Origin of the sequence: Rhodopila sp. (genome assembly GCF_035548095.1) — a bacterium.
GTDB lineage: Bacteria > Pseudomonadota > Alphaproteobacteria > Acetobacterales > Acetobacteraceae > Rhodopila.
In genome coordinates this window covers 245,327-264,816 of sequence record NZ_DASZUV010000004.1, presented here as the reverse complement: position 1 = coordinate 264,816, position 19,490 = coordinate 245,327, and the positions used below count along the sequence as shown (strand labels likewise).

The 19,490-nt window shown below is 67.5% G+C and carries 20 protein-coding genes and 1 tRNA gene; 11 read left to right on the top strand and 10 right to left on the bottom strand.

Features of this window, described 5'->3' with window-relative positions:
* Positions 1-75 precede the first annotated feature (75 nt).
* Together VHC04_RS05505 and VHC04_RS05500 are read right to left on the bottom strand one after the other, a co-directional pair.
* Entirely contained in the window at positions 76-2,136 is a 2,061-nt protein-coding gene (locus VHC04_RS05505; RefSeq protein ID WP_325678829.1) for an FUSC family protein, read from the bottom strand.
* 10 nt (positions 2,137-2,146) lie between these two features.
* Complete coding sequence (locus VHC04_RS05500; protein ID WP_325678827.1) at positions 2,147-2,581, bottom strand: nucleoside deaminase; 435 nt, start codon at positions 2,579-2,581, stop codon at positions 2,147-2,149.
* Positions 2,582-2,780: 199 nt separating this feature from the next.
* Between VHC04_RS05500 and VHC04_RS05495 the strand changes: the two genes are divergently transcribed.
* The 3 genes from VHC04_RS05495 to VHC04_RS05485 all read left to right on the top strand — a co-directional run bounded on the left by VHC04_RS05495 (position 2,781) and on the right by VHC04_RS05485 (position 4,278).
* Positions 2,781-2,856: transfer RNA gene (locus VHC04_RS05495), tRNA-Thr, on the top strand.
* An 83-nt stretch (positions 2,857-2,939) separates the two neighbouring features.
* Positions 2,940-3,902 carry a hydroxymethylbilane synthase gene (gene hemC, locus VHC04_RS05490; protein ID WP_325678825.1) on the top strand — a complete coding sequence of 321 codons (963 nt, stop codon included), beginning with the start codon at positions 2,940-2,942 and terminating at the stop codon, positions 3,900-3,902.
* A gap of 118 nt (positions 3,903-4,020) precedes the next feature.
* The gene (locus VHC04_RS05485) at positions 4,021-4,278 is read left to right on the top strand and encodes a hypothetical protein (protein WP_325678823.1); all 258 of its coding nucleotides are present in this window, start codon (positions 4,021-4,023) and stop codon (positions 4,276-4,278) included.
* Positions 4,279-4,389: 111 nt separating this feature from the next.
* On the opposite strand, the gene VHC04_RS05480 is transcribed toward VHC04_RS05485, so the two are convergent.
* The 5 genes from VHC04_RS05480 to VHC04_RS05460 are packed head-to-tail and all read right to left on the bottom strand — an operon-like array spanning position 4,390 to position 8,574.
* Entirely contained in the window at positions 4,390-5,088 is a 699-nt protein-coding gene (locus tag VHC04_RS05480; protein WP_325678821.1) for a hypothetical protein, read from the bottom strand.
* On the bottom strand, positions 5,085-6,281 hold the full coding sequence (locus VHC04_RS05475) for a pyridoxal phosphate-dependent aminotransferase (protein ID WP_325678819.1): 1,197 nt from the start codon (positions 6,279-6,281) through the stop codon (positions 5,085-5,087). Before VHC04_RS05475 ends, VHC04_RS05480 begins: the two co-directional genes overlap by 4 nt.
* Before the next feature lie 18 nt (positions 6,282-6,299).
* On the bottom strand, positions 6,300-7,580 hold the full coding sequence (locus VHC04_RS05470) for an MFS transporter (protein ID WP_325678818.1): 1,281 nt from the start codon (positions 7,578-7,580) through the stop codon (positions 6,300-6,302).
* Positions 7,581-7,591: 11 nt separating this feature from the next.
* The gene (locus VHC04_RS05465; protein WP_325678816.1) at positions 7,592-8,005 is read right to left on the bottom strand and encodes a hypothetical protein; all 414 of its coding nucleotides are present in this window, start codon (positions 8,003-8,005) and stop codon (positions 7,592-7,594) included.
* On the bottom strand, positions 8,002-8,574 hold the full coding sequence (locus VHC04_RS05460; RefSeq protein WP_325678814.1) for a hypothetical protein: 573 nt from the start codon (positions 8,572-8,574) through the stop codon (positions 8,002-8,004). The genes VHC04_RS05465 and VHC04_RS05460 overlap by 4 nt, the downstream gene beginning before the upstream one ends.
* A 151-nt stretch (positions 8,575-8,725) precedes the next feature.
* Here VHC04_RS05460 and VHC04_RS05455 point away from each other — a divergent pair, with 151 nt between their 5' ends.
* Positions 8,726-9,286 carry a nitroreductase family protein gene (locus tag VHC04_RS05455; protein ID WP_325678812.1) on the top strand — a complete coding sequence of 187 codons (561 nt, stop codon included), beginning with the start codon at positions 8,726-8,728 and terminating at the stop codon, positions 9,284-9,286.
* 276 nt (positions 9,287-9,562) lie between these two features.
* Here the strand turns inward: VHC04_RS05455 and erpA are convergent, their stop codons facing one another.
* Positions 9,563-9,895: an iron-sulfur cluster insertion protein ErpA gene (gene erpA / locus VHC04_RS05450; RefSeq protein ID WP_325678810.1), complete on the bottom strand. Its 333-nt coding sequence runs from the start codon at positions 9,893-9,895 to the stop codon at positions 9,563-9,565.
* A gap of 65 nt (positions 9,896-9,960) precedes the next feature.
* On the opposite strand from erpA, the gene VHC04_RS05445 reads away from it, so the two are divergent.
* Positions 9,961-11,121, top strand: coding sequence for a deoxyguanosinetriphosphate triphosphohydrolase (locus VHC04_RS05445; RefSeq protein ID WP_325678808.1), 1,161 nt, complete (start codon positions 9,961-9,963; stop codon positions 11,119-11,121).
* 41 nt (positions 11,122-11,162) lie between these two features.
* Here the strand turns inward: VHC04_RS05445 and VHC04_RS05440 are convergent, their stop codons facing one another.
* On the bottom strand, positions 11,163-11,525 hold the full coding sequence (locus VHC04_RS05440) for a Rap1a/Tai family immunity protein (protein ID WP_325678806.1): 363 nt from the start codon (positions 11,523-11,525) through the stop codon (positions 11,163-11,165).
* A gap of 255 nt (positions 11,526-11,780) precedes the next feature.
* Between VHC04_RS05440 and VHC04_RS05435 the strand changes: the two genes are divergently transcribed.
* From VHC04_RS05435 to VHC04_RS05420, 4 genes are all read left to right on the top strand, one after another.
* The gene (locus VHC04_RS05435; RefSeq protein WP_325678803.1) at positions 11,781-12,599 is read left to right on the top strand and encodes a HesA/MoeB/ThiF family protein; all 819 of its coding nucleotides are present in this window, start codon (positions 11,781-11,783) and stop codon (positions 12,597-12,599) included.
* On the top strand, positions 12,589-12,999 hold the full coding sequence (locus VHC04_RS05430) for a DsrE/DsrF/DrsH-like family protein (protein ID WP_325678801.1): 411 nt from the start codon (positions 12,589-12,591) through the stop codon (positions 12,997-12,999). The genes VHC04_RS05435 and VHC04_RS05430 overlap by 11 nt, the downstream gene beginning before the upstream one ends.
* 256 nt (positions 13,000-13,255) lie before the next feature.
* Entirely contained in the window at positions 13,256-14,161 is a 906-nt protein-coding gene (locus tag VHC04_RS05425; protein ID WP_325678799.1) for an SH3 domain-containing protein, read from the top strand.
* Between the two features lie 193 nt (positions 14,162-14,354).
* Complete coding sequence (locus VHC04_RS05420; RefSeq protein ID WP_325678797.1) at positions 14,355-14,825, top strand: hypothetical protein; 471 nt, start codon at positions 14,355-14,357, stop codon at positions 14,823-14,825.
* 136 nt (positions 14,826-14,961) lie between these two features.
* On the opposite strand, the gene VHC04_RS05415 is transcribed toward VHC04_RS05420, so the two are convergent.
* Complete coding sequence (locus VHC04_RS05415) at positions 14,962-15,972, bottom strand: YeiH family protein (RefSeq protein ID WP_325678795.1); 1,011 nt, start codon at positions 15,970-15,972, stop codon at positions 14,962-14,964.
* Positions 15,973-16,364: 392 nt separating this feature from the next.
* Between VHC04_RS05415 and VHC04_RS05410 the strand changes: the two genes are divergently transcribed.
* Both VHC04_RS05410 and VHC04_RS05405 read left to right on the top strand, forming a co-directional pair.
* Positions 16,365-18,410: a tetratricopeptide repeat protein gene (locus tag VHC04_RS05410; protein WP_325678793.1), complete on the top strand. Its 2,046-nt coding sequence runs from the start codon at positions 16,365-16,367 to the stop codon at positions 18,408-18,410.
* 22 nt (positions 18,411-18,432) lie between these two features.
* On the top strand, positions 18,433-19,470 hold the full coding sequence (locus VHC04_RS05405) for an amino acid ABC transporter substrate-binding protein (protein ID WP_325678791.1): 1,038 nt from the start codon (positions 18,433-18,435) through the stop codon (positions 19,468-19,470).
* Positions 19,471-19,490 lie beyond the last annotated feature (20 nt).

The window sequence follows — 19,490 nt, the reverse complement described above, 5'->3', positions numbered from 1 at the left end:
CATGATCCAGAGCGTGATTAGGATCGGCCCGACCCTCTCATGTTCCGGTGGCGTCATGCTCCGGCGGCCGGGTGGTCAGGCCGCCTGGGGCAGGCGCTCCATGGTGCCGGCCATCAGTTCGATCTGCCGAGCGATGCGGCTCAGCGCGTCCGTCTCACCGGTAGAGGGTCGTGGTGCCACGGTGGTCGCGCCTCGGCCCAGTGCTGTCAGGCTGTCGCTGATCCAGGCGCGCCACAGGCCGAGTTCCTCAGGCGGCGCGGCGGCAAGCTGCGGGTCCAGCGCCATGGCGGCGATGCGGCCGGCCAGGCGCCGCAGGGCGGCGTCGACCACCAAGGCGGCCTCCAACTGATCGTGAGAACTGCGGCCGGGGTGCACCAGGACGCGGCTGATCTGGGCCTCCAGCGCGTTGCTCGCCAGGCCGGCGGCTCGGCGGCTGACGGTGCGGGTCAGCAGGCCAGGCGCCAGCAGGTCGGCGAAGGCTGCATCCGCATATTGGGCATGCGCCAGGATCGCCGAACGTACGGAGGGGGCCAGCAGCGCCGGTTCGCGGTGTGGCCACAGTAGGGCGTTGGCCCCCACCGCGATGATCCCGCCTGCCGCGGTCAGCGCGGCTCGCATCATGGCGATCTCCCAACCGGCGGCGGTTGGCCGGCCGGTCTCCACCAGCAATACGACCAGCGGTGTCAACGCCATCATGAACAGACCGAAGCTGACCGCGCGAACGGCAAGGGCGCCAACCGCCAGCGGGAAGATCGCCGCCGCCATCGACAACGGCGTCGTGTACACCATCCCTACGCCGGCCGCGATCATGCCGCCAGCGGCGGTGCCCAGCACGCGCTCGATCGCCCGCGACAAGGTCAGGGCGAAATAGGGCTGCATCGTCGCGACCACGGTGATGGTCAGCCAGTGGTCGTACGGGTTGAACCGGACCATGGTGTAGCTCAGCGCCAGAAACGCGACGATCACGATGCGCAGCGCATGCAGCATGGTGGCGGACCGCAGGCTGAGATTGTCGCGCAGTGGTGCGAGCACGCGCTGTCGCCAGGGCAGCTGTTGGCCGCCCAGCGTCACCCCGGGGTCGAAATTGGCCGGAACCGCCATCGTGTGGGCGATACGCAGCCTCTCGCCGATCCGATCGACGATGGCACGCAGGGTGCTGCCCGCCGGGATCGCCGCCGCGTCCCGGGCGATGGCGTCGATGCTGCGGGCGACGCGTCGATGGGCATGCGGGTCGTCGGTGACGATGATCCGGGCGAATGTCAGCAGCAGTGGCCGCAAGCGACGGAGAACAGGTGCGGCGGCGGCGCGCTCGTTCGGTTCGTCACGCTCCATGCGGTCGCTGAGCGCCAGCAACGAGCCGAAGATCTGATCTGCGGTCTCCAGCCGCAGGAGGCTTTGCGCCGCCCGGTTATTGCCTGTGCCGTGGGCGCGAAGCGTGTCGACAACGATGGCGCGGGCTTTTTCGATCGCGTCGCGCAGCTCGCTGCGCCGGGCCCGCGCATGGGCGTCCCAGTCGGCGGAGACGGCGGTGTCGCTGCGCGCCAACGCATGGAGTTCGCGAACGAGGAACGAGAGCCGGCGGTAGGTATCGGCCACCGCGCGCTGCGCCGGCGCATAGGGATAGATCCGCCAGATGACCAGCGTGAGCAGCGTCGCCCACAAGGCGCCGCCAAAAAACGCGGCGGCCAGATAGGAGGCGGTGTGGAGGCTGGTGATCGGGTAGTCGAGCGACAGGATCATCACGACGCTGAGCAATGCCCCGAGCTGCTGCGCCGGCTGGCCATAGACGCGGGCGAAGGAGGCGGCGAACAGGCCGATCGTGCCGACTCCGACGGCCACCACCGGCCCGAGCGCGCGCAGCACTCCGAAACCGGCGAGCACCGCGGCGCCCAGTACGGCGAAGGTCAGCAGCATGGGGCCACGGCGGCGGATCGGACCGCCTGGATCACATAGGCAGGTCAGCAACGCGGCCAGCGCGGCCTCGCGCAGCGGCGCAAGGCCCAGAAGTTCCGCAAGGCCCAGGATCGCGGCCACCGACAGGCCGGCCCGAATACCTTCCGACAGGCTGATCGCTCGCAGGTCCACCGTGACGGCGAGGTGACGGAGGCCCCGTGCGGACTGGGTGGCTGTGGCCATGCCGGTGCGGTCAGGAGCGGCGGTCGCGAAAGAAGCCACGCAGCAGCACGGCCGCCTCGGCTTCGCGGACGCCGCCGATGATTTCCGGCGCGTGGTGACAAGAGGCGGCCTGGAAGACCCGGGCGCCGTGATCGACTCCGCCGCCCTTCGGATCATATGCGCCGAATACCAGCCGGCGGATGCGGAACAGGCTGATGGCCTGGGCGCACATCGGGCAGGGTTCCAGGGTGACATACAGGTCGCAATCGGGCAGGCGCGGGCTGGCCCGTCGTGCGGCGGCGGCACGCAGGGCAAGCAGTTCCGCGTGGGCCGACGCGTCGCTGTCCTGCTCCGTCCGATTGGCCGCGGCGGCCAGGATGGTGCCGTCCGCTGCTCGGACCACCGCGCCGACCGGGACCTCGCCGCATGTGGCGGCGTCGGCGGCGTGCCGCAGAGCGAGCGTCATCGGATCGCCGGACCAGCCGGTATCATCGGGTGGAGCATTCCGCGCGGGATCATCGAGCAAAGGGGACATGGGTGCAGGATAGTCGGTTGCCTGGCTCGCGTCGCGGCTGTATAGGGCGCGCTGACGCCGACAAGAGGCAGCCGGTCTTGCCTCGACATCAGCGTCGGTTACGATGAAGGGCCGTTATCCCGGCTTCGCTGCCGCAGTAGCTCAGTTGGTAGAGCAACGCATTCGTAATGCGTGGGTCGGGGGTTCAAGTCCCTCCTGCGGCACCATTCCGCCAAGGGCAGGTTCGGCGCAGACCAATCCTCTCGAACGCCTCGATTGCGGTCGCACCGCTTGGTGCTAAACACCCGCCATGAACATTGCGGCTACCAGGGACCGGCCCCTACGCGCGGGCACAAGAGGCTCGCCGCTGGCGTTGGTCCAGACGCGCGGCTTCATCCGGCAATTGGCGGCCGCCTGTCCGGATCTGGCCGGCCCGAACCGTCTGGTCGAGCATGTCATCGCCACGACGGGCGACGCCGTGCAGGACCGGCCGTTGGCCGAGATCGGCGGCAAGGGGCTGTTCGCCAAGGAGATCCATGAGGCGCTACTGGACGGCCGCATCGATTTCGCCGTGCACAGCCTGAAGGACCTGGAGACGGAGCTGCCGCCAGGCATCGTGCTGGGCTGCGTGCTGCGGCGCGAGGATCCGCGGGATGCGTTGATCCTCGGTCCGGCGCTGGACGGTGCGGCAGACGATCCGCTGGCGGCGCTGCCGCCGGGTGCGCTGGTTGGCACCTCGTCGGTCCGGCGGCAGGCGCAGTTGCTGCGCCGCCGGCCGGATCTGCGGATCACCGTAATGCGTGGGAATGTGGAGACACGGCTGCGGAAGCTTGCGGAAGGGGTCTGCCAGGCAAGCCTGCTGGCGATGGCGGGACTGAACCGGCTGGGCATGGCCGTCTCGCAGGCGCGACCGCTGCCCCCGGCCTTGATGCTGCCCGCCGTGGCGCAGGGAATCGTCGGCATCACCGTGCGCGCCGGCGATGCCGACCTGCGCGCCAGGCTTGTGTTGATCGAGGACGCCAATAGCCGTGTGGCCGCCGACGCGGAACGGGCGATGCTCGCCCGCTTGGACGGTTCCTGTCGCACACCTTTGGCCGGGTACGCGGATCTATTGCCGGAAGGCACCGTGAGGATGACGGGTCTGGTTGCCCGGGTCGACGGCAGTTTCTTGCTGCGGCGAACAGAAACCGGGCCGCGAAGCGATGCCGTACGGCTCGGCATGGCGTTGGGGGACCGGCTGCGAGCCGAATCCCCGGCCGATCTGTTCGCCTGACAGCGGACGCGCCTGGTCCCTTCCGCCGCGCGGGCACCAGCCGGCTCTGAGTGACGCCCCAACCGCGGCCGCCGCAATCCTCTGGTATGGCGTCGGCCGACGTCGTAGACCGCCCGGCATGTCGGAGACGCACACTTTCATCATCATCCCATACCTGCTGGCGTTCCTGCTGTCGGTGAAACGGTTCTATTTCCGCGACAGCGCCATCTCCGTCCTCCGAGCCAGCTTCCTGCTGGCGCTCGGCTCCATGGCGCTGGCCGGCATTTACCTGGTGTTCGGCGCACTGGAGATGTTGCCTGCATACAGCACGGTGGTCTTCGGGATACTGGGCGTGGCCTGCCTTGCGGTCGCCGTCTGGCAGGCGTTTCAGCTGTAGGCGCTGTGATAGAGCAAGACAGGATCAGGCCGACCCGATCCTGCTTTATCAACTCCTTGATCCAGGAGCGCGATTCGCGCCCTCTGACCGCCGGCTTCAGGCGAGCACACCTCAGGATCGTCCCAGCAGCCGGGACCAGAAGCCGGTCGTCGCGCGCTTGCCGTGCGAAACGTGCGGCGCGTGAGCGGGAGGCGGCATCGGGGCGCTGATCAAGTGGCGGCCGATATCCCGGTGCGCAATCCGGCTTTTCTGGAAGCGGATGATCGCGGCGGCTGTCTCCTCCTGCGTCACCGCCGCCATGTGATCGGCCCAGGCATCAGCCTCCTCGAACGCGCCGGCCCGCCGCAGAACGTCCAGCCGGCGCAACCCGGTCTCGACATCGTTGGCGCCCGCCCAAAGAGCCGCGACCTCGGCACGAAGCCGTGCCGCTTCGGTCATCGCCGCGGCGTCGTCGGCGGCCCAGGCGGCCTGCAGCAGTGCTTCGGCCTGATGGGCGGTATCGCCGCTGCGTTCACAGATCAGCGCCCAGCGGCGAAACGGCAATGTTTCCTCGAGCGCCGAGGTGGTCAACGCCGCATAGGCGGGGGAGTCCACCACCCCGCGTGCCGCCGGCGTCAGGGCGGACAGGTCCGGCGCGGCGGCCCCGCAACTCCGGCAGGTCTGGATCCAGTCGGGCAAGGTGGAGCGGGCCGGCTCGCCTGGGCGCATGTCCAGGTCCGGCGCGATCTCCGGCTGCGGAGCGCGAAACGGCCGGCGTGCTGGCGCGCCGCACAGGCCGCAGGTGGGGTTGGCAACCGAGGGAGCGCTCATGACCGCATCTCGGCACGCAGCCCATCGCGCAGGCGCTGCATCGCCCTGGCCATCTTTGCCGCCGACTGCGCATAGCAGACGCGCAGCCAGCCTTCTCCGGCGCTTCCGAAGGCCGAGCCGGGCGCGACGGCGACGCCATGCCGGCTGACCAGCCTCTTCGCCATGTCCAGGCTGTCCCGCAGACCCTCGATCTGCAGAAACGCATAGAAGGCGCCGTCAGGCGGCCGATAGCGAATGCCGTTCAGACCGGCCAGTGCCTCGCTGGCCAGGGCCCGCCCTGTGGCGCAATGCTGCCGAAACGCCTCAACCGTTCCCGTATCATGGATCGCCGCGATTCCCGCCCGCTGGGTGAACGGGGCGACGCCGGAATGGCTCACCTCCACCAGGTCGGCGATCGCGTCGGCACTGCCCTCCGGCACGACCATCCAGCCCAGGCGCCAGCCGGTCATGACCCAGGCCTTGGAGAAGCTGTTGCAGACGATCACCCGGTCATGCGGGCCGGCGATATCCAGCACCGACGGCGCGGCACGGCGGCCATCATAGACCAGACGCGAATAGACCTCATCCGACAGCAGCCAGGCACCGTGTCGCCGCACGATCTGGTACACCTGTCGCAATTCGGTTTCCGTTGCGGTCCAACCGGTCGGGTTGCCGGGCGAGTTCAGGACGAAGGCGCGAGCGCCCGCCATCATCGTGTCCAGCCGGTCGAGGTCGAGCGCAAAGCCGCCATCCGGCTGCGGTGTCAGGTCCAGCTCCTCGACGATCGCGCCCCGCAGGCGCAGCGCGTTGGCAATGTTGGGCCAGGTCGGGCTGTGCATCACCACGCGGTCGCCGGGCCGCACCACCGCGGCGAGCGCGATGGAGAAGGCGGCCATGCCGGATGCGGTGATCTGGATACGGTCGTCCGCCACCGGTTTCGCATGCAGGCCGGACAGATAAGCCGCCAAGGCGGTGCGCAAGGCGGGCAGCCCCCGCACGTCGGGATAGCGGGTCTCGCCATCCTCCAGTGCCCGGATCGCAGCGTCACGTGCCGCGGCCGGGCTCGGCTGGTCGGACTCGCCGAAGCACAGGAAATCCACGTCGGGGATGGAAAAGGCGAGGCGGGCCACCTCGACAATTCGCGAACCGGGGATGCGGGTGATGTCCATGGTAGTGATATGGCATGGCGGGCCGGGTGGCGCAGCCTCTGGCATGGCGGCTATTCCAAGCGGCTATTCGGCGGCCCGCCGGCGCCGGGACGGGATGGCGGCGGCGATCGGCACCGGCCCTTCCAGAGCGATGGCGATCGAGGGCAGCCGCGCCCAGGTCCAGATGAACATGCCGACGCACAAGGTCGCGCCCACAAGGACGGGGATGCGCAGGCCCAGGAACTCGGATGCCATGCCATAGGCGAGGGCCCCCATCGCCGGGGCGGCGCGCGTGATCATGCCCCAGGTGCTGAGAACACGGCCGATCATGCCGGGCGAGGCGCTGTTTTGCAGCAGCGTCTGGCATGAGATGCCGTGGATCGTGGTCGCCGCCCCGATCGCGCCGATGCAGATGACTCCGACAGTGAAGCTGGAGGTGGCAACGAACCCGGCGGTGGCGATCGCCAGGACCAGGCCGCAGCCGACGGCGATCCGGGTCAAACCGTTCACGCGGCCCCGGATCGCGATCAGGAAGCCGCCGATCAGGGCAGCGCATCCCATCGTACTGGCCAGGGTCGCAAGGCCACGGGCGTCACGCCCGAAAATGTCGGCGACGTAGGGCGGCAGCATTTCCGGCACCGACCGCAATGTGACACCGACCGTCGCGGCGAACAGCATCGCCGGCCCGATGCCGCGATGGCGGGCGACGTATCGCATGCCGTCAGTCGCATCGCGCAGGATGGACGCACCGGTCGGCGTGCCATGCCGGATCGCCGGATCCAGCCGCAGCAGAACCATGGTGAGGCTGGCATAGGCGAAGGCGAACGCATTCACGGTGATCGACGGAACCACGCCCCACAGCGCGATCATCGGACCTGATATCGCCGGCCCGATGAACCGCGCGGCATTGTATGTCAGCGAATTCAGCGCCACTGCGCCGGGCAAGTGGGAGCGCGGCACCAGGCCTGGAATCAGGCACTGCCGAGCAGGTTGCGCGAACGTCTCGGCGGTGCCGTTGCAGAAGGTGAGGAGGGCCATGAGCTCGATCCGGATCAGTCCGGTGATTACCAGCACGACCAGGATGACGGCCTGCGAGACCGATACGAACTGGCTGGCCATGGTGAGGCGAACCCGGTCCACGCGATCCGCGATGGCGCCGGCGACCGGTGAGATCACGACCGATGGCGCGAGGTTGCAGAAAGCGATGACGGAGACCCACAGGGCCGACTGGGTCAGCTCCCACGCCAGCCAGTCCGTGGCTATCCGTTGGATCCAGGACCCGGTCCAGCAGACGACACTGCCGGAATAGTAGATGCGGGCGTTCCGCTGGGCCAGCACGCCGCCGATCGCGGACAAGCCGGCCATGCGCGGCGGGCTTAGGGTTGCGCGGCCGGCGGCGGCAACGCCGTCTTCTCGCCGGGCGACGGGGAAGCCTGGGCCGGCGCCGCCGGCGTACCGGAGCCGGGACTGGTCCGAGTCGTTTCGGTGCCGGTGTTGCGTACGCAGTCGTTGACGATCTGGTTGAAGCCGAACTGCTGCGACAATCCCCGGTTCGGCACGTCAGGCGTCCAGTTGGCCGAGAATGGCATGTTGGCCTGCGACTGACCGCTGAAGATCGCACCGCGATTCTGCTGGTCGAAGACCTGGTTCGCGCGCTCGCGGCAGGCGGCCCTCGTTTGGGCGTCGGACTGAGGCTGGCTGCGCAGTGGCGCCGGGACGTCACAACCGCCCAACATCGTGGCGGCTAGCAGCAGGGCGGCGGGCAGCAGGGCGGCGGGCAGGCGGTTCATAAAGAGGCTCCTGACAGGCGGTGGCGGGCACCGTCCTTGGGGGGCGGCTCCAGCTGGAAGCCTGTGGCGAATCGTTTGAGCCGCAGGCGGAACCCCGCTTCATCGAAACGGGCGTCCTGGGTCAAGGGGTGAGTTGCCGCGGCGCGCAGCAGGGCCGGGTGGAATTCGGCGCCGTCGCGGGCCAGGCTGAACAGCGGCCGGGCCCAGGCGGCCCGCGCCAGCAGGTCGACCAGCGCCAGCAGACGCAGACATAGCGACATGCCGCCGGGGCTCGTCAGCCCGACCGTGCGGTCCACCGCGCCTGCCCAGCATCGGGCGTCACGGTCGGCCAGCGCCAGATCGGTATGACTGCCATCCGGCCGGTTGAAGCGAAACGCCCGGACGGAATCCCATTGATCGGCGATCGCGGCATCGCGCGCCGCGTACCAGGCCAGCTCCAGGTCGCGCTTGCAAACCGCGGGCATATCCTCCGGCGCGAGGTCGATGTCGTACGTGATCGCACCGCGCGGGCCACCGTTGGCTCGGATGATTCGCTCGCCGGTTCGGCGCGTATGAGGCGTGCCGCTCATCGGGTCCGCATGGACCGCGCGGCCGAGGCACGCCAGCCTTGCGTGTGCCGGATCGTACGGGCGAGCCTTGCCGGGCAGGGGGATCGACCGCACGTTGAGGGCCAGTGGATCGACATGTGGGCCGGCACGCGGGTTTCCGGAGGAGGTTTTCATGGATGCGATGAGTTTGATGCTGACGCGGGAGTCGGCCCTGAAGCTGGAGGCGCCGGGACCGTCGGGCGCGGAGCTGGACAGGATGTTTGCCAGCGCGGTGCGGGCGCCGGACCATGGTCGTCTGCGGCCGTGGGCCTTCGTCGTGATCCCCGAGGACCGGCGCGCGGCGTTCGGCGACCTGCTGGCGGATTCGCTGCGCCGGCGGGACACGTCGGTGACGGAACCGGAGTTGCAGCGGGAGCGGGAGAAAGCCTTCCGTGCGCCCGTCATCATCGTGGTGGCCGCGAAGCTGAAGCCAGGGACGAAAATTCCGGATGTGGAGCAGATCGCGTCGGCCGCGGCGGCGGCGCAGACGATCATGCTGGCAGCCCCGGCGCTGGGATATGGCGCGGTCTGGAAGACCGGGGCGCCGGCGTATGATGACTTCGTGAAGACCTCTCTGGGGCTGGATCCGGCGGACGAAATCGTTGGCTTCCTGTATATCGGCACGCGGACCGGCGGCTCGTCGCCGATCCCGCGACCCCAGGCCGTTGATTTCGTCCGTACCTGGCAGGGCTGACGATAGGCCCGCCGCCGACGGCGAAGGAGTAGGCCGGGCGAGCATGTCAGCCGCCGCCCGGCCCGTTCCTCAATCGAGAGACGCTGACGCATCTTGATCTTGATTTTGATGATCAAGATGATCACTATCTTCCGCAAGGTAGCGCGATGGGTTGTTGCCACCGACTGCCTCCTTCGAAACGGCGGCCAGGGGATTCTGGCCGCCGTTGCCGTTTTGAAGACGGGAAGGTTAACCGCTGGCTAACGAAGTCACTCGGGACTGCCCGCCTGGGATTGCTCAGTCCACGGAAAAGCTGGTGCCGCAACCGCAGGCGGACGTGGCGTTCGGGTTGCGGACCGCGAAATGCGCGCCCATCAATTCATCCACGAAGTCCAGTTCGGCACCAGCCAGAAGATCAAGGCTGGCCGGATCGACGACTACCTTTGCCGGACCTTGTCGGATCACCAGGTCATCCGGTTGTGAATCCTTGTCGAGCTCGAACCGGTATTGAAACCCGCTGCACCCACCGGCCAGCACGGCGACGCGCAAGGCGGCGTCCCCGGCCTGCGTGTCAGTGATGATCTCGGCGATCCGCGCGGCCGCGCGGTCGGTCACGACGAACTGTTGCATGAACCGAAGATAGGGGCGGTTGCGCTGGAATTGAAGCCCGCCCCGCCGCGGTGTAACCACCGGTCATGTCATTTCGGCCCCCGACCGCGCCTTACGCCGTCTCACCCGCCCACGCACGCGGCCGGCTGCACCCGGAGCCAGAGGCCGCCACCCGTTCGCCCTGGCAGCGAGACCGCGACCGGATCATCCATTCCTCGGCGTTCCGGAAACTGCAATACAAGACGCAGGTCTTCGTCAATCATGAGGGCGATTTCTACCGTACCCGCCTGACCCACAGCATCGAGGTGGCGCAGGTCGCCCGCTCCGTCGCGCGCGCGCTGGGACTGGAGGAAGACCTGACCGAAGCGCTGTCGCTGGCGCATGATCTGGGCCATCCGCCGTTCGGCCATGCCGGGGAGGAGGCGCTGAACGTCGCGATGAAGCCGTTCGGCGGCTTCGACCATAACGCCCAGAGCCTGCGCGTGGTGACCCTGCTGGAAAGCCGCTACGCCGGATGGGACGGGTTGAACCTGACGTGGGAGACGTTGGAAGGCCTGGTGAAGCACAACGGCCCGCTGCGCAACCCGCCGCCCTACATTGCCGAGTATAACGACAGGCACAAACTCGACCTGAACACCCACGCCAGCGCCGAGGCGCAAATTGCCGCCATCGCGGATGACGTCGCCTATCATAGCCATGATCTGGACGATGGTCTGCGCGCGCGGTTGTTCACGGTTGACGATCTGCGGCACCTGCCAGTGGTGGGGGAGGCCGTGGCCGCGGCACGCATGTCCAGCCTCGACGTCCCACCGCCGCGGCTGCGGCACGAGACGATCCGGCGTGTGATCGATGCGATGGTCACCGACCTGATCACCGAGACTTCGCGGCGGCTGGCCAAGCTGAACCCGGTCGGCCCGGACGCGATCCGGCGCGCCAGGCAGCGCGTCGTGTCGTTCAGCCCGGCGATGGCCGAGGCCAATCAGGTGATCAAGGATTTTCTGTTCGCCCGTATGTACCGGCATTGGCGCGTCAACCGGATGTCCGCCAAGGCAAGGCGACTGACGGAGGAAGTCTATCGGCTGCTGCTGGCCGATCCCACATTGCTGCCGGACGATTGGCGGGCGCGGGCAGGGGAGCCTGGAACGCAGCGCTGCGCCGTCATCGTCGGCGACTACGTGGCGGGCATGACCGACCGCTACGCGATGGATGAGCACCGGCGGTTGACGGATATCTCCTTCAACGGGTGAACCGGTACCCGATCGGAGCGTCAACCTGACCCTGTCATGCTTCAGGGGCAGGGATAGCGTTGCGCCAGGAACTGAAACAACCCGTCAGCCGAATTCAACGATGCCCGGCTGCCATCGGCCCGAACCCAGCGGACGAATTCATTCATCGTTTCCGTGCGTTTCGGCGCCGGGTTGGGGAAGCAGAACGGCTTCTTGTCACCGCCGGTGCGGAGTTGCGTGGTGATCGCTCCTTGCGCGAAGCCATGGCAGAAATTGATTCTCGCGTCGGCGCCAGGCTCTTTCGGGTTCGCAGCGCAGGCATTGGCCAGTTCGCCGGCGGTCCCGGTGCGGATCGTGATTGGCTCCGCTGCCAGGGCCGAGGCCGACAGGCCGATCAGCAGGACGGACGCGAGAAGACGAATCATGCAGACGTTCTCCGGTTGGCGGCGCTGACATAGACCAGAAATGCCGGCGCTGTGCAGCGTCTCCGCGACGAGACCTCGGACAAAAACGCGCGACGCGGGCAAAACAGGCGGCGCGGGCCCGCGCGCGCGATCCGCCGTCCTTGTCAGCCTGGTCAGGGCGCCTTCCATCGGCTTCCTGCCATGGCTTCCTATCACCGGCACCCCTGTCACCGGCACCCCTGTCACCGGCGCCCTTCTCATCCTATTCTTTCCCTCATGGACCTCGATTTTACCGAAGACGACATCCAGCGCTATTCGCGCCACATCCTGCTGCCCGAAGTAGGCGGGATCGGCCAGGCCAAGCTGAAGGCGGCCCGAATCCTGCTGGTCGGCGCCGGGGGGCTCGGCTCGCCGCTGGCGCTGTATCTGGCCGCCGCCGGCATCGGCACCATTGGAATCGTCGATGCCGACGTGGTGGAACTGTCCAATCTGCAGCGCCAGATTGCGCACACCACCGACCGGATCGGCATGGCCAAGGTGCAGTCGGCCGCCCAAGCCGCCACGGCCATCAATCCCGGTGTGCGCATCGAGCCGCACATCCTCCGCCTGGACGCATCCAACGCGCTGGACCTGGTCGGCGATTACGATCTGGTCTGCGATGGCACCGACAATTTCGCGACGCGCTTTCTGGTGTCGGATGCCTGCGTGCTGGCGCGGAAGACGCTGGTATCCGCCGCTGTGCTGCGGTTCGAAGGCCAGCTATCGGTGTTCAAGCCGCATGCCGGCGGCCCGTGCTATCGCTGCCTCTATCCCGAACCACCGCCGCCCGGCGTGGTGCCGACCTGTAGCGAGGCCGGTGTGTTCGGCGCGGTCACCGGCGTCATGGGCACGTTGCAGGCGACCGAGGTTCTGAAGGAGATCCTGGGAATCGGCGATACCATGGCCGGGCGCCTGCTGGTCTGGGATGCCCTGGCGACCCGCTTCCGCACCATCAAGCTGCGCCCGGATCCGGCCTGTGCCGCGTGCGGACCCGACGCCACCATCCATGACCTGAGTGGCCATTCCCATCCCTCGGAGGCCTGTTGTGCCCTCTGAGGCGGGGGCCGCCTCCGCGCCTCTCTCCGCGCCTTTGGGCATCATCCTGTTATCGGACAGCCATGACCGTGCGCATTTTGCGTTCCTGCTGGCCTCCGGCGCCGCCGCGTTGGGCCGCACGGTCGTGCTGTTCGCGACCAACCGTGGATGCATCGCGCTGATGGCCGGCGCGGACCGTCTGCAAGGCGTGGAGAGGGAGGCCCGGATCGAATCACGCGGCGTGGCAGGACTGGCAACGTTGCGGGATGCCTGCCTGGAACTGGGGGTGCGTCTGATCGCCTGTGAGGCCGGCCTGCGCGCCGAGGCACTGGACCAGGCATCCCTGCTGCCGGCGGTTGAGGTGGCGGGCGTGGCGACGTTCCTGTCGGCGGTCGGCCCCGGCCAGATCGTCTCGATCTGACCCGACGCCGCGACATGGTCCGGGCCGTGACGATCGGCCCAATTGGGAGGGACCTTGCCGGCGGGTTACAGTTCGTCAATGCACCGGTTCGGCGCTCCCGGCCGCAGGGCTGGAAAGACCTGGAATAGCGGCGAGGCTCCGGTCCCGTGTGCCGGATCCCCCGCCTGCGAGAGCCAAACACGGGGTGCCCGTGCGTCGCCGTGTTTGGTATGTGCCCGGCGCTATGGATGGTGCCCTGATAATCAGAACGAAGATTTTGACGCGACTCGCGTCGTTCCGGCACGGGTCGACCATGCGCTTCGGCTTCTCGCCTGCCGCCTCGCTGATGCTCGTATGCGTGTCGCTGCTGGGGGCGCAGTCAGCACGGGCGGAATCGCCGCCGTCCGGTGGCACGCTTCAGGTGCCGGTCCATCCGGCACCGAAGTCGACACCGACGCCGCCCTCTGCCGCCCCGCGCACGCCGGTCACTGGCGGTGGCCGCGCGCCGCCATCGGCTCCGGTGATCAAACCCGCATCGGAACCCAGCCGGACCAAGCCGGCCGCCAGGGGTGACAAGGCAGCCGAAAAGGCGGCAAAGACCGAAAAGACTGACAAGACTGGCAAGGCGAGGCAGCCGGCCAAGCCGGTTGCCGCCGCCGGTGCCGCGGCGGCCGCCAGCAAGGCGGCGCCACCCGAGACGGCGGCGGAGGCGGAATCGGACAGCGGGGAAAAGCTGCCGGACCCCGAGAAGCCGGAAGGCCAGGCGTCCAAACTCCCGCGTTTCGTCTCGTTGCGCGCCGATGAGGTCAATATGCGGGTCGGGCCCGGGTCCCGATATCGGATCGTCTGGGTCTATAAGCGGCGCGATCTACCGGTGGAAATCCAGCGCGAGTTCGAAAACTGGCGGTGGGTGGAGGATCCGGACGGCATCAAGGGGTGGGTGCATCAGGCGACCCTGATGGGCCGGCGTAGCTTCATCGTGCAGAAGCAGGACGCCACGCTGCGCTCCGACCCATCCGACTCGGCCTCGGCGGTCGCGATCCTGAAGCCAGGTGTCATCGGCCGGATTCGAAGCTGTGAGGCGGCATCGGACTGGTGCTATGTGCAGACGAGCGGCTATCGCGGCTATCTGCGACGGGCCCAGTTCTGGGGCGCCTTGCCCAACGAGGCGATCAATCCCTGAGGCGGGCAATCCCTGAGGCGGGCAATCCCTGAGGCGGGCGGCGGATGCGCGTCGCCAATTCACGGTTATTCACGCGGAAATCCCGGCCTCAGACGCGGAAATCCCCGTTCCGCGGCTTTCGTGGAACCGGCATGCCCCGCACACTGTCGCCATCCCGAAACAAGACGGGATCACGTGCAGAAGGGCAACCTCCATGAATATGGTCGCGCCGGTCCAACTCTCCCGTAACCTTTCAAGCGTCGGCGCCTCGCCGGCCGATCGCCAGGCGCTGGTGATGATCGTCAGCGACACCCCTCATACCGTGGATCGGCTCGAGGAAGTGTGCGGATTCTTCGATCTCGGCGTGCAGGTCGTGGCCGGGGATGACACCTTGCTGACGAGCCTGCGGGAGCATCGGCCGATGGCGGTGATCACCGATGTCGAGGCCGGGGAGCAGGATGGCTTTCACATCATGCGGATGGTCGCTCTGTATGACCGCGATCTGCCGGTCATGGTGCTGACGCACGGCGATCCGATACTGATGGGGGCGGCGGACGCCACGCAGGAACTGTGTGACCTGACAATGGTATGCCGCACCACCGCAAAGCCGCTGGCGGGACAGATCGCCGAGTTCCTGTTCGTGGCCGGCCGTCGCGCCGGCTGCATGCGCCTGGTGCAAGTCTAGAGCGCGATCGCCTGAAGCCGGCGGTTGAAAGGCATGAATCGTGCTTTTAAATCAAGGAGTTGGTAGAGCATGACGGGGTCAGCCTGACCCTGTCATGCTTTATCAGCCCGGGCGGAGCCGGGCCGCGTGATCTCCGCTACAGCGTGTGCGTCCAGGTTTGGATCGCCAGGCTGGACAGCGCCACCGCCGCCCAGGTGATCAGGCCCAGTACCAGCGGTCGAGCCCCCGAACCGACGAAGGCCCGCCAGTATCCTTGAAGACCCACGGCGGCCAGGGCCACCACCATCACCCAACGTCCTGCCGTCTGCATCGCCGGCGCATAGGGTCCGATCAGACCCATCGTATTGGCGGCGGCCGCAAGCACGAAGATCACGATGAACATCGGGATCGCCGCGTAGATGCGCCTGGCCAGGCCATCGGAAGAACCGCGCTCCGCCGGGTCAAGGAAGGGCAACGCCAGGCCGAAGCCCAACACCAGCGGGATGATCAGCGTCGTCCGTGTCAACTTCACGATCGTCGCGGTCGTGCCGGCTGCCTGGCTGAAGGCAAAGCCGGCGGCGACCACGGCCGAGGTGTCGTTGACCGCTGTTCCGGTCCAGACCCCGAAGCCGGTGTCGGACAACCCGATCAAGTGGCCGAGCGCCGGAAAGGTGAAGACGGCCACCATGTTGAAGAAAAAGACGACGGTGACCGAATAGGCGATCTCCTCGGCCCGCGCCTTGATCACCGGTGCGAGTGCGGCGATCGCGGATGCGCCGCAGATCGTCGTGCCTATGCCGATCAGGCAGCGCATGCGCCAGTCGATGCCCAGAGACCTGCCGAGCCAGAGCGCGCAGACGAGGCCCGCGGTCATGGTAACCGCCAGCAGCGGCAGCGAGTCGAGGCCGGTACGAACGATCACGCCCAGGTCCAGGCTTGCCCCCAGCAGGATGATGCCGCCGCGCAGGGCCAGCTTGCTCACCTCGCCGATGCGCAGCGCCTTGGTCCGCGGCACCGCGGGGATCGCGTTGGTGATCAGCACGCCGATGGCGATCGCGAACAGCGGAGCGCCCACCAGCGGCACAAGACTCCCCAGTCCCTCGGCGGCGACGGCGATGGCAATGCACAGCAGCAGCCCTCCGCCACGCAGCAACTGGCTACGCGCCATGTTGGATGAATCCGTCGACAGCGTTGCGCCTTGAACCGCCACAAAACATCTCCCCGAGACGGCGTGAAGTGTGGATGAACCACATCCCGATGTCACGGCCCGGGGAAACCTATGCTCTGGACATAGCTGGGTCGCGCATTCCGCGGGTCCGCATCAACACTTTGAATGGTTGTGATCAAATATCAAAATCACCCAAAATCATCATACATATTGATGTAACTCGCGTGATGGACTAAATGTTTCAGAATTCTTCATCCAGTGGTTGAAGTCGCTGTCTTCGTTACCCTTGATTAGCAGAGGGCGAACAGATTCTGGACGGAACGCGGCACGCTGGCCTAGAGGCCCGGGAATCTGGCGACCGCGCCCGGTTGACGCTGCGACTCTTCGGCCAGATGAGCGTCCGGGACCACACCGGCCGCAGCCTGCTGCCACGCACCCGCAAGACGCGTGCGATGATGGCAATCCTGGCATTGGCCAGCCCGAAGCCGGTCCTGCGTCTGACCATCGCCTCCTTGCTGTGGAGCCGCCGCGAAAAGGAGCAGGCGCGTGCCTCGCTGCGCCAGTGTGTGCACGAACTGCAGGATGTCCTTGGTTATTCCTGGAGCCACCTGTTCGTGCCCGACCGTCACAACCTGACATTCCGTGGCGGCGGCATCGTGGTGGACGCAGTCGCCCTGCTGCAGGCCACCCAGCCCGGAACCGACCTGCTGGCGCCGTTCAAGGATACCCTGCTGGAGGACCTGAACGGCCTGGACCCCGCCTTCGATCATTGGCTGCAGGAGGAGCGGGCCCGCTTTGCCCGGATCGGCCGCACCATCGCCGAGGGCCTGTTGAGCCGCACACAGGATCCGCCGGAAACGCTGGGCATCGCCGAGCACCTGCTGCAGATCGACCGGGCCCATGAGGGTGCCTGGCGGGCGATCATCCGCGCACATGCCGATCGGGGCGACCGCAGCATGGCTGTGGCGGCCTATGACCGTTGCCGGGCGGCATTGGCGGAGCTGGGCGAGGTCGGCCCGTCGCCGGAAACCGAGGACCTGATCAGCCGCATCCGCGCCGAGGCCGGCATCACGCCGAACGCCGCCGATACCCCTCGGCCGGCAGCCGCGGCGCCTTCGACGCCCCTGCGCGCGGACGCCACACGGGATCGTACCATACGGGACCGTACCATCGTGCGGCTTTGCGTGGCGCCGATCCGGCCGCTGGGCGACGTTCAGGATGACGGGCTCGCAGCCGGCCTGACCGAAGAGATCTCCGCCGGCCTGGCCCGCTTCCGCTGGATGTCCTGCGTCCCGGGCTCCTTGTGGAGCCCAGGCAGTGGCGGTTCCGGAGAGACGGCGCAGGATGCGGACGTGGTGCTGGATGGCACCATCCAGCGGGCCGGTACCCGGCTGCGTATCACCTCCCGCCTCATCGATCTGCGCGCCGGCGGCGAGATCATCTGGGCCGCTCGGTTTGATCGCGACACGACCGACATGCTGCGGCTGCAGGATGAGATCGGTGCCGCGATCGTCGCGCAGGTGGATCCCGAACTGATGGCGCATGAAGGCCGCCGCACCGCCGGGCGCAGGCGCGACGACCTGACCGCGCAGGATCTGCTGCTGCAGGCGTTGCCCGGTCTGTACCGGTTGGAGCGACCGGCGTTCCTGGACGCCCGCCGCCTGCTGGAGGCGTCACTGCAGGCTGACCCGAACAGCTCGGTCGCGCATGGCTGGCTCGCCCAATGGAACCTGCTATGCGTCGGACAGGGCTGGGCGGATGATCCGGCTCGCTGCGCCGCCGAGGCGGCCGCGTTATCGGAACGTGCCGTGATGCTGGACCCGATGGATGCGCGCGCGCTGTCCCTGGCGGGCCATGTGCGCGGCTATCTCGGCCAGAGCCCGGAGGAAGCGATCGCCTTGCACGACCGGGCGCTGAGCCTGAACCCGAACCTGGCGATCGCCTGGTGCTTTTCCGGCCTGGCCCATTCCTATGTTGGCAATCATGAGGAGGGATTGGCGCGCATCAGCCAGGCCCGGCGTCTGTCACCGTCGGACCCGCACGTCTTCTTCTTCGACATGGCATTGATGATGCCGCACCTGATGCGCGGCGATTATGCCGCCGCGGTGGAGGTCGGCCGCCGTGCCATCCAGCTCAATCCCTGGTTCACCCCCGCCTATCGGGGCTATCTCGCCGCCCTCGGTCACATGGGACGGACGCGTGAGGCGGCCGAGGTGCTGCGGCGACTGTTGCGCATGGAGCCGGGGTTCTCGATCGAGGCGGCGATGCGTCGCGTGCCGCTCCAACGGCCCCAGGATATGCAGCGCTATGCCGAGGGGCTGCGCCTTGCCGGACTCCCCGAGGCGGAGCGCGCCGCGGTCCTGCACGTGGTCATGCCGGCTGAGAAATCTTCCGTTGATCTCACGCGGAACGCACCGCACACTCGGCCCGCGTCTTGATTCACGTCGTCGGGAGAAAAGAATGAGATCGAGGTTCGCGCACGCCGCGGCGCTTGCCGTTGGCCTGCTGTCCGCGCTCGGCGGATTGAAGCCCGCCATGGCTGACGGATCGGGGTCTGCGACGCTGGACGCGATCCGTGCGCGCGGCCAGTTGCTGTGCGGAATGGCTGGCACGGTGCCAGGCTTTTCGCTGCCGGATAGCCAAGGCGTCATGAAGGGCCTGGACGCCGATAGCTGCCGGGCGGTGACGGCGGCTGTCCTGGGCGATGTCAGCAAGACGAAGTTCGTTGTGACGACGACGCAGAACCGTTTCACGGCGCTGCAGTCCGGCGAGGTGGACATGCTGTCCCGCAGCACTACCTGGACGCTGGGGCGGGAGGCCAACCTGGGCCTGATGTTCGCCTGGGTGAACTACTATGACGGCACCGGCTTCCTGGTGAAGAAGTCACTGAGCGTGAAAAGCGCCAAGGAACTGGACGGCGCGACGGTCTGCGTGCAGCCGGGTACCAGCACGGAGCTGGCGATCAACGATTACTTCCGTATCAATAAAATGAAGTTCACGCCGATCCTGATCGCGGACCTGGCCGAGATCCAGAGCGCCTTTCTGTCCGGCCGTTGCGACGCCTATTCGACGGATGCGTCCGCGCTGGCGACGTTCCGCTTCAGCCAGGGCCCGAAGGCGGATGATCTGGTGCTGCTGCCCGACATCATCAGCAAGGAACCGCTGGGCGTGATGGTCCGCAAGGGTGACGACAAATGGTTCGACGTCATCCGCTGGACGTTCGTGGCGCTGCTGACGGCCGAGGAAAAAGGCATCACCCAGGCCAATGTCGACAGCTTCATGAATTCGAACGACCCGGAGGTGCGCCGCCTGCTGGGACTGGAAGGCGATCTTGGGAAGGCATTGGGCCTGGACAACAAATGGGCCTACAACGTGATCAAGGCCGTCGGCAATTTCGGTGAGATCTGGGACCGCAACATTACGCCGATGGGCGTGCCGCGCGGGATCAACAACCTATGGACCAAGGGCGGCCTGCAATATCCGCCGCCGATGCGCTGACACGTCTCTCAGCCCCGGGG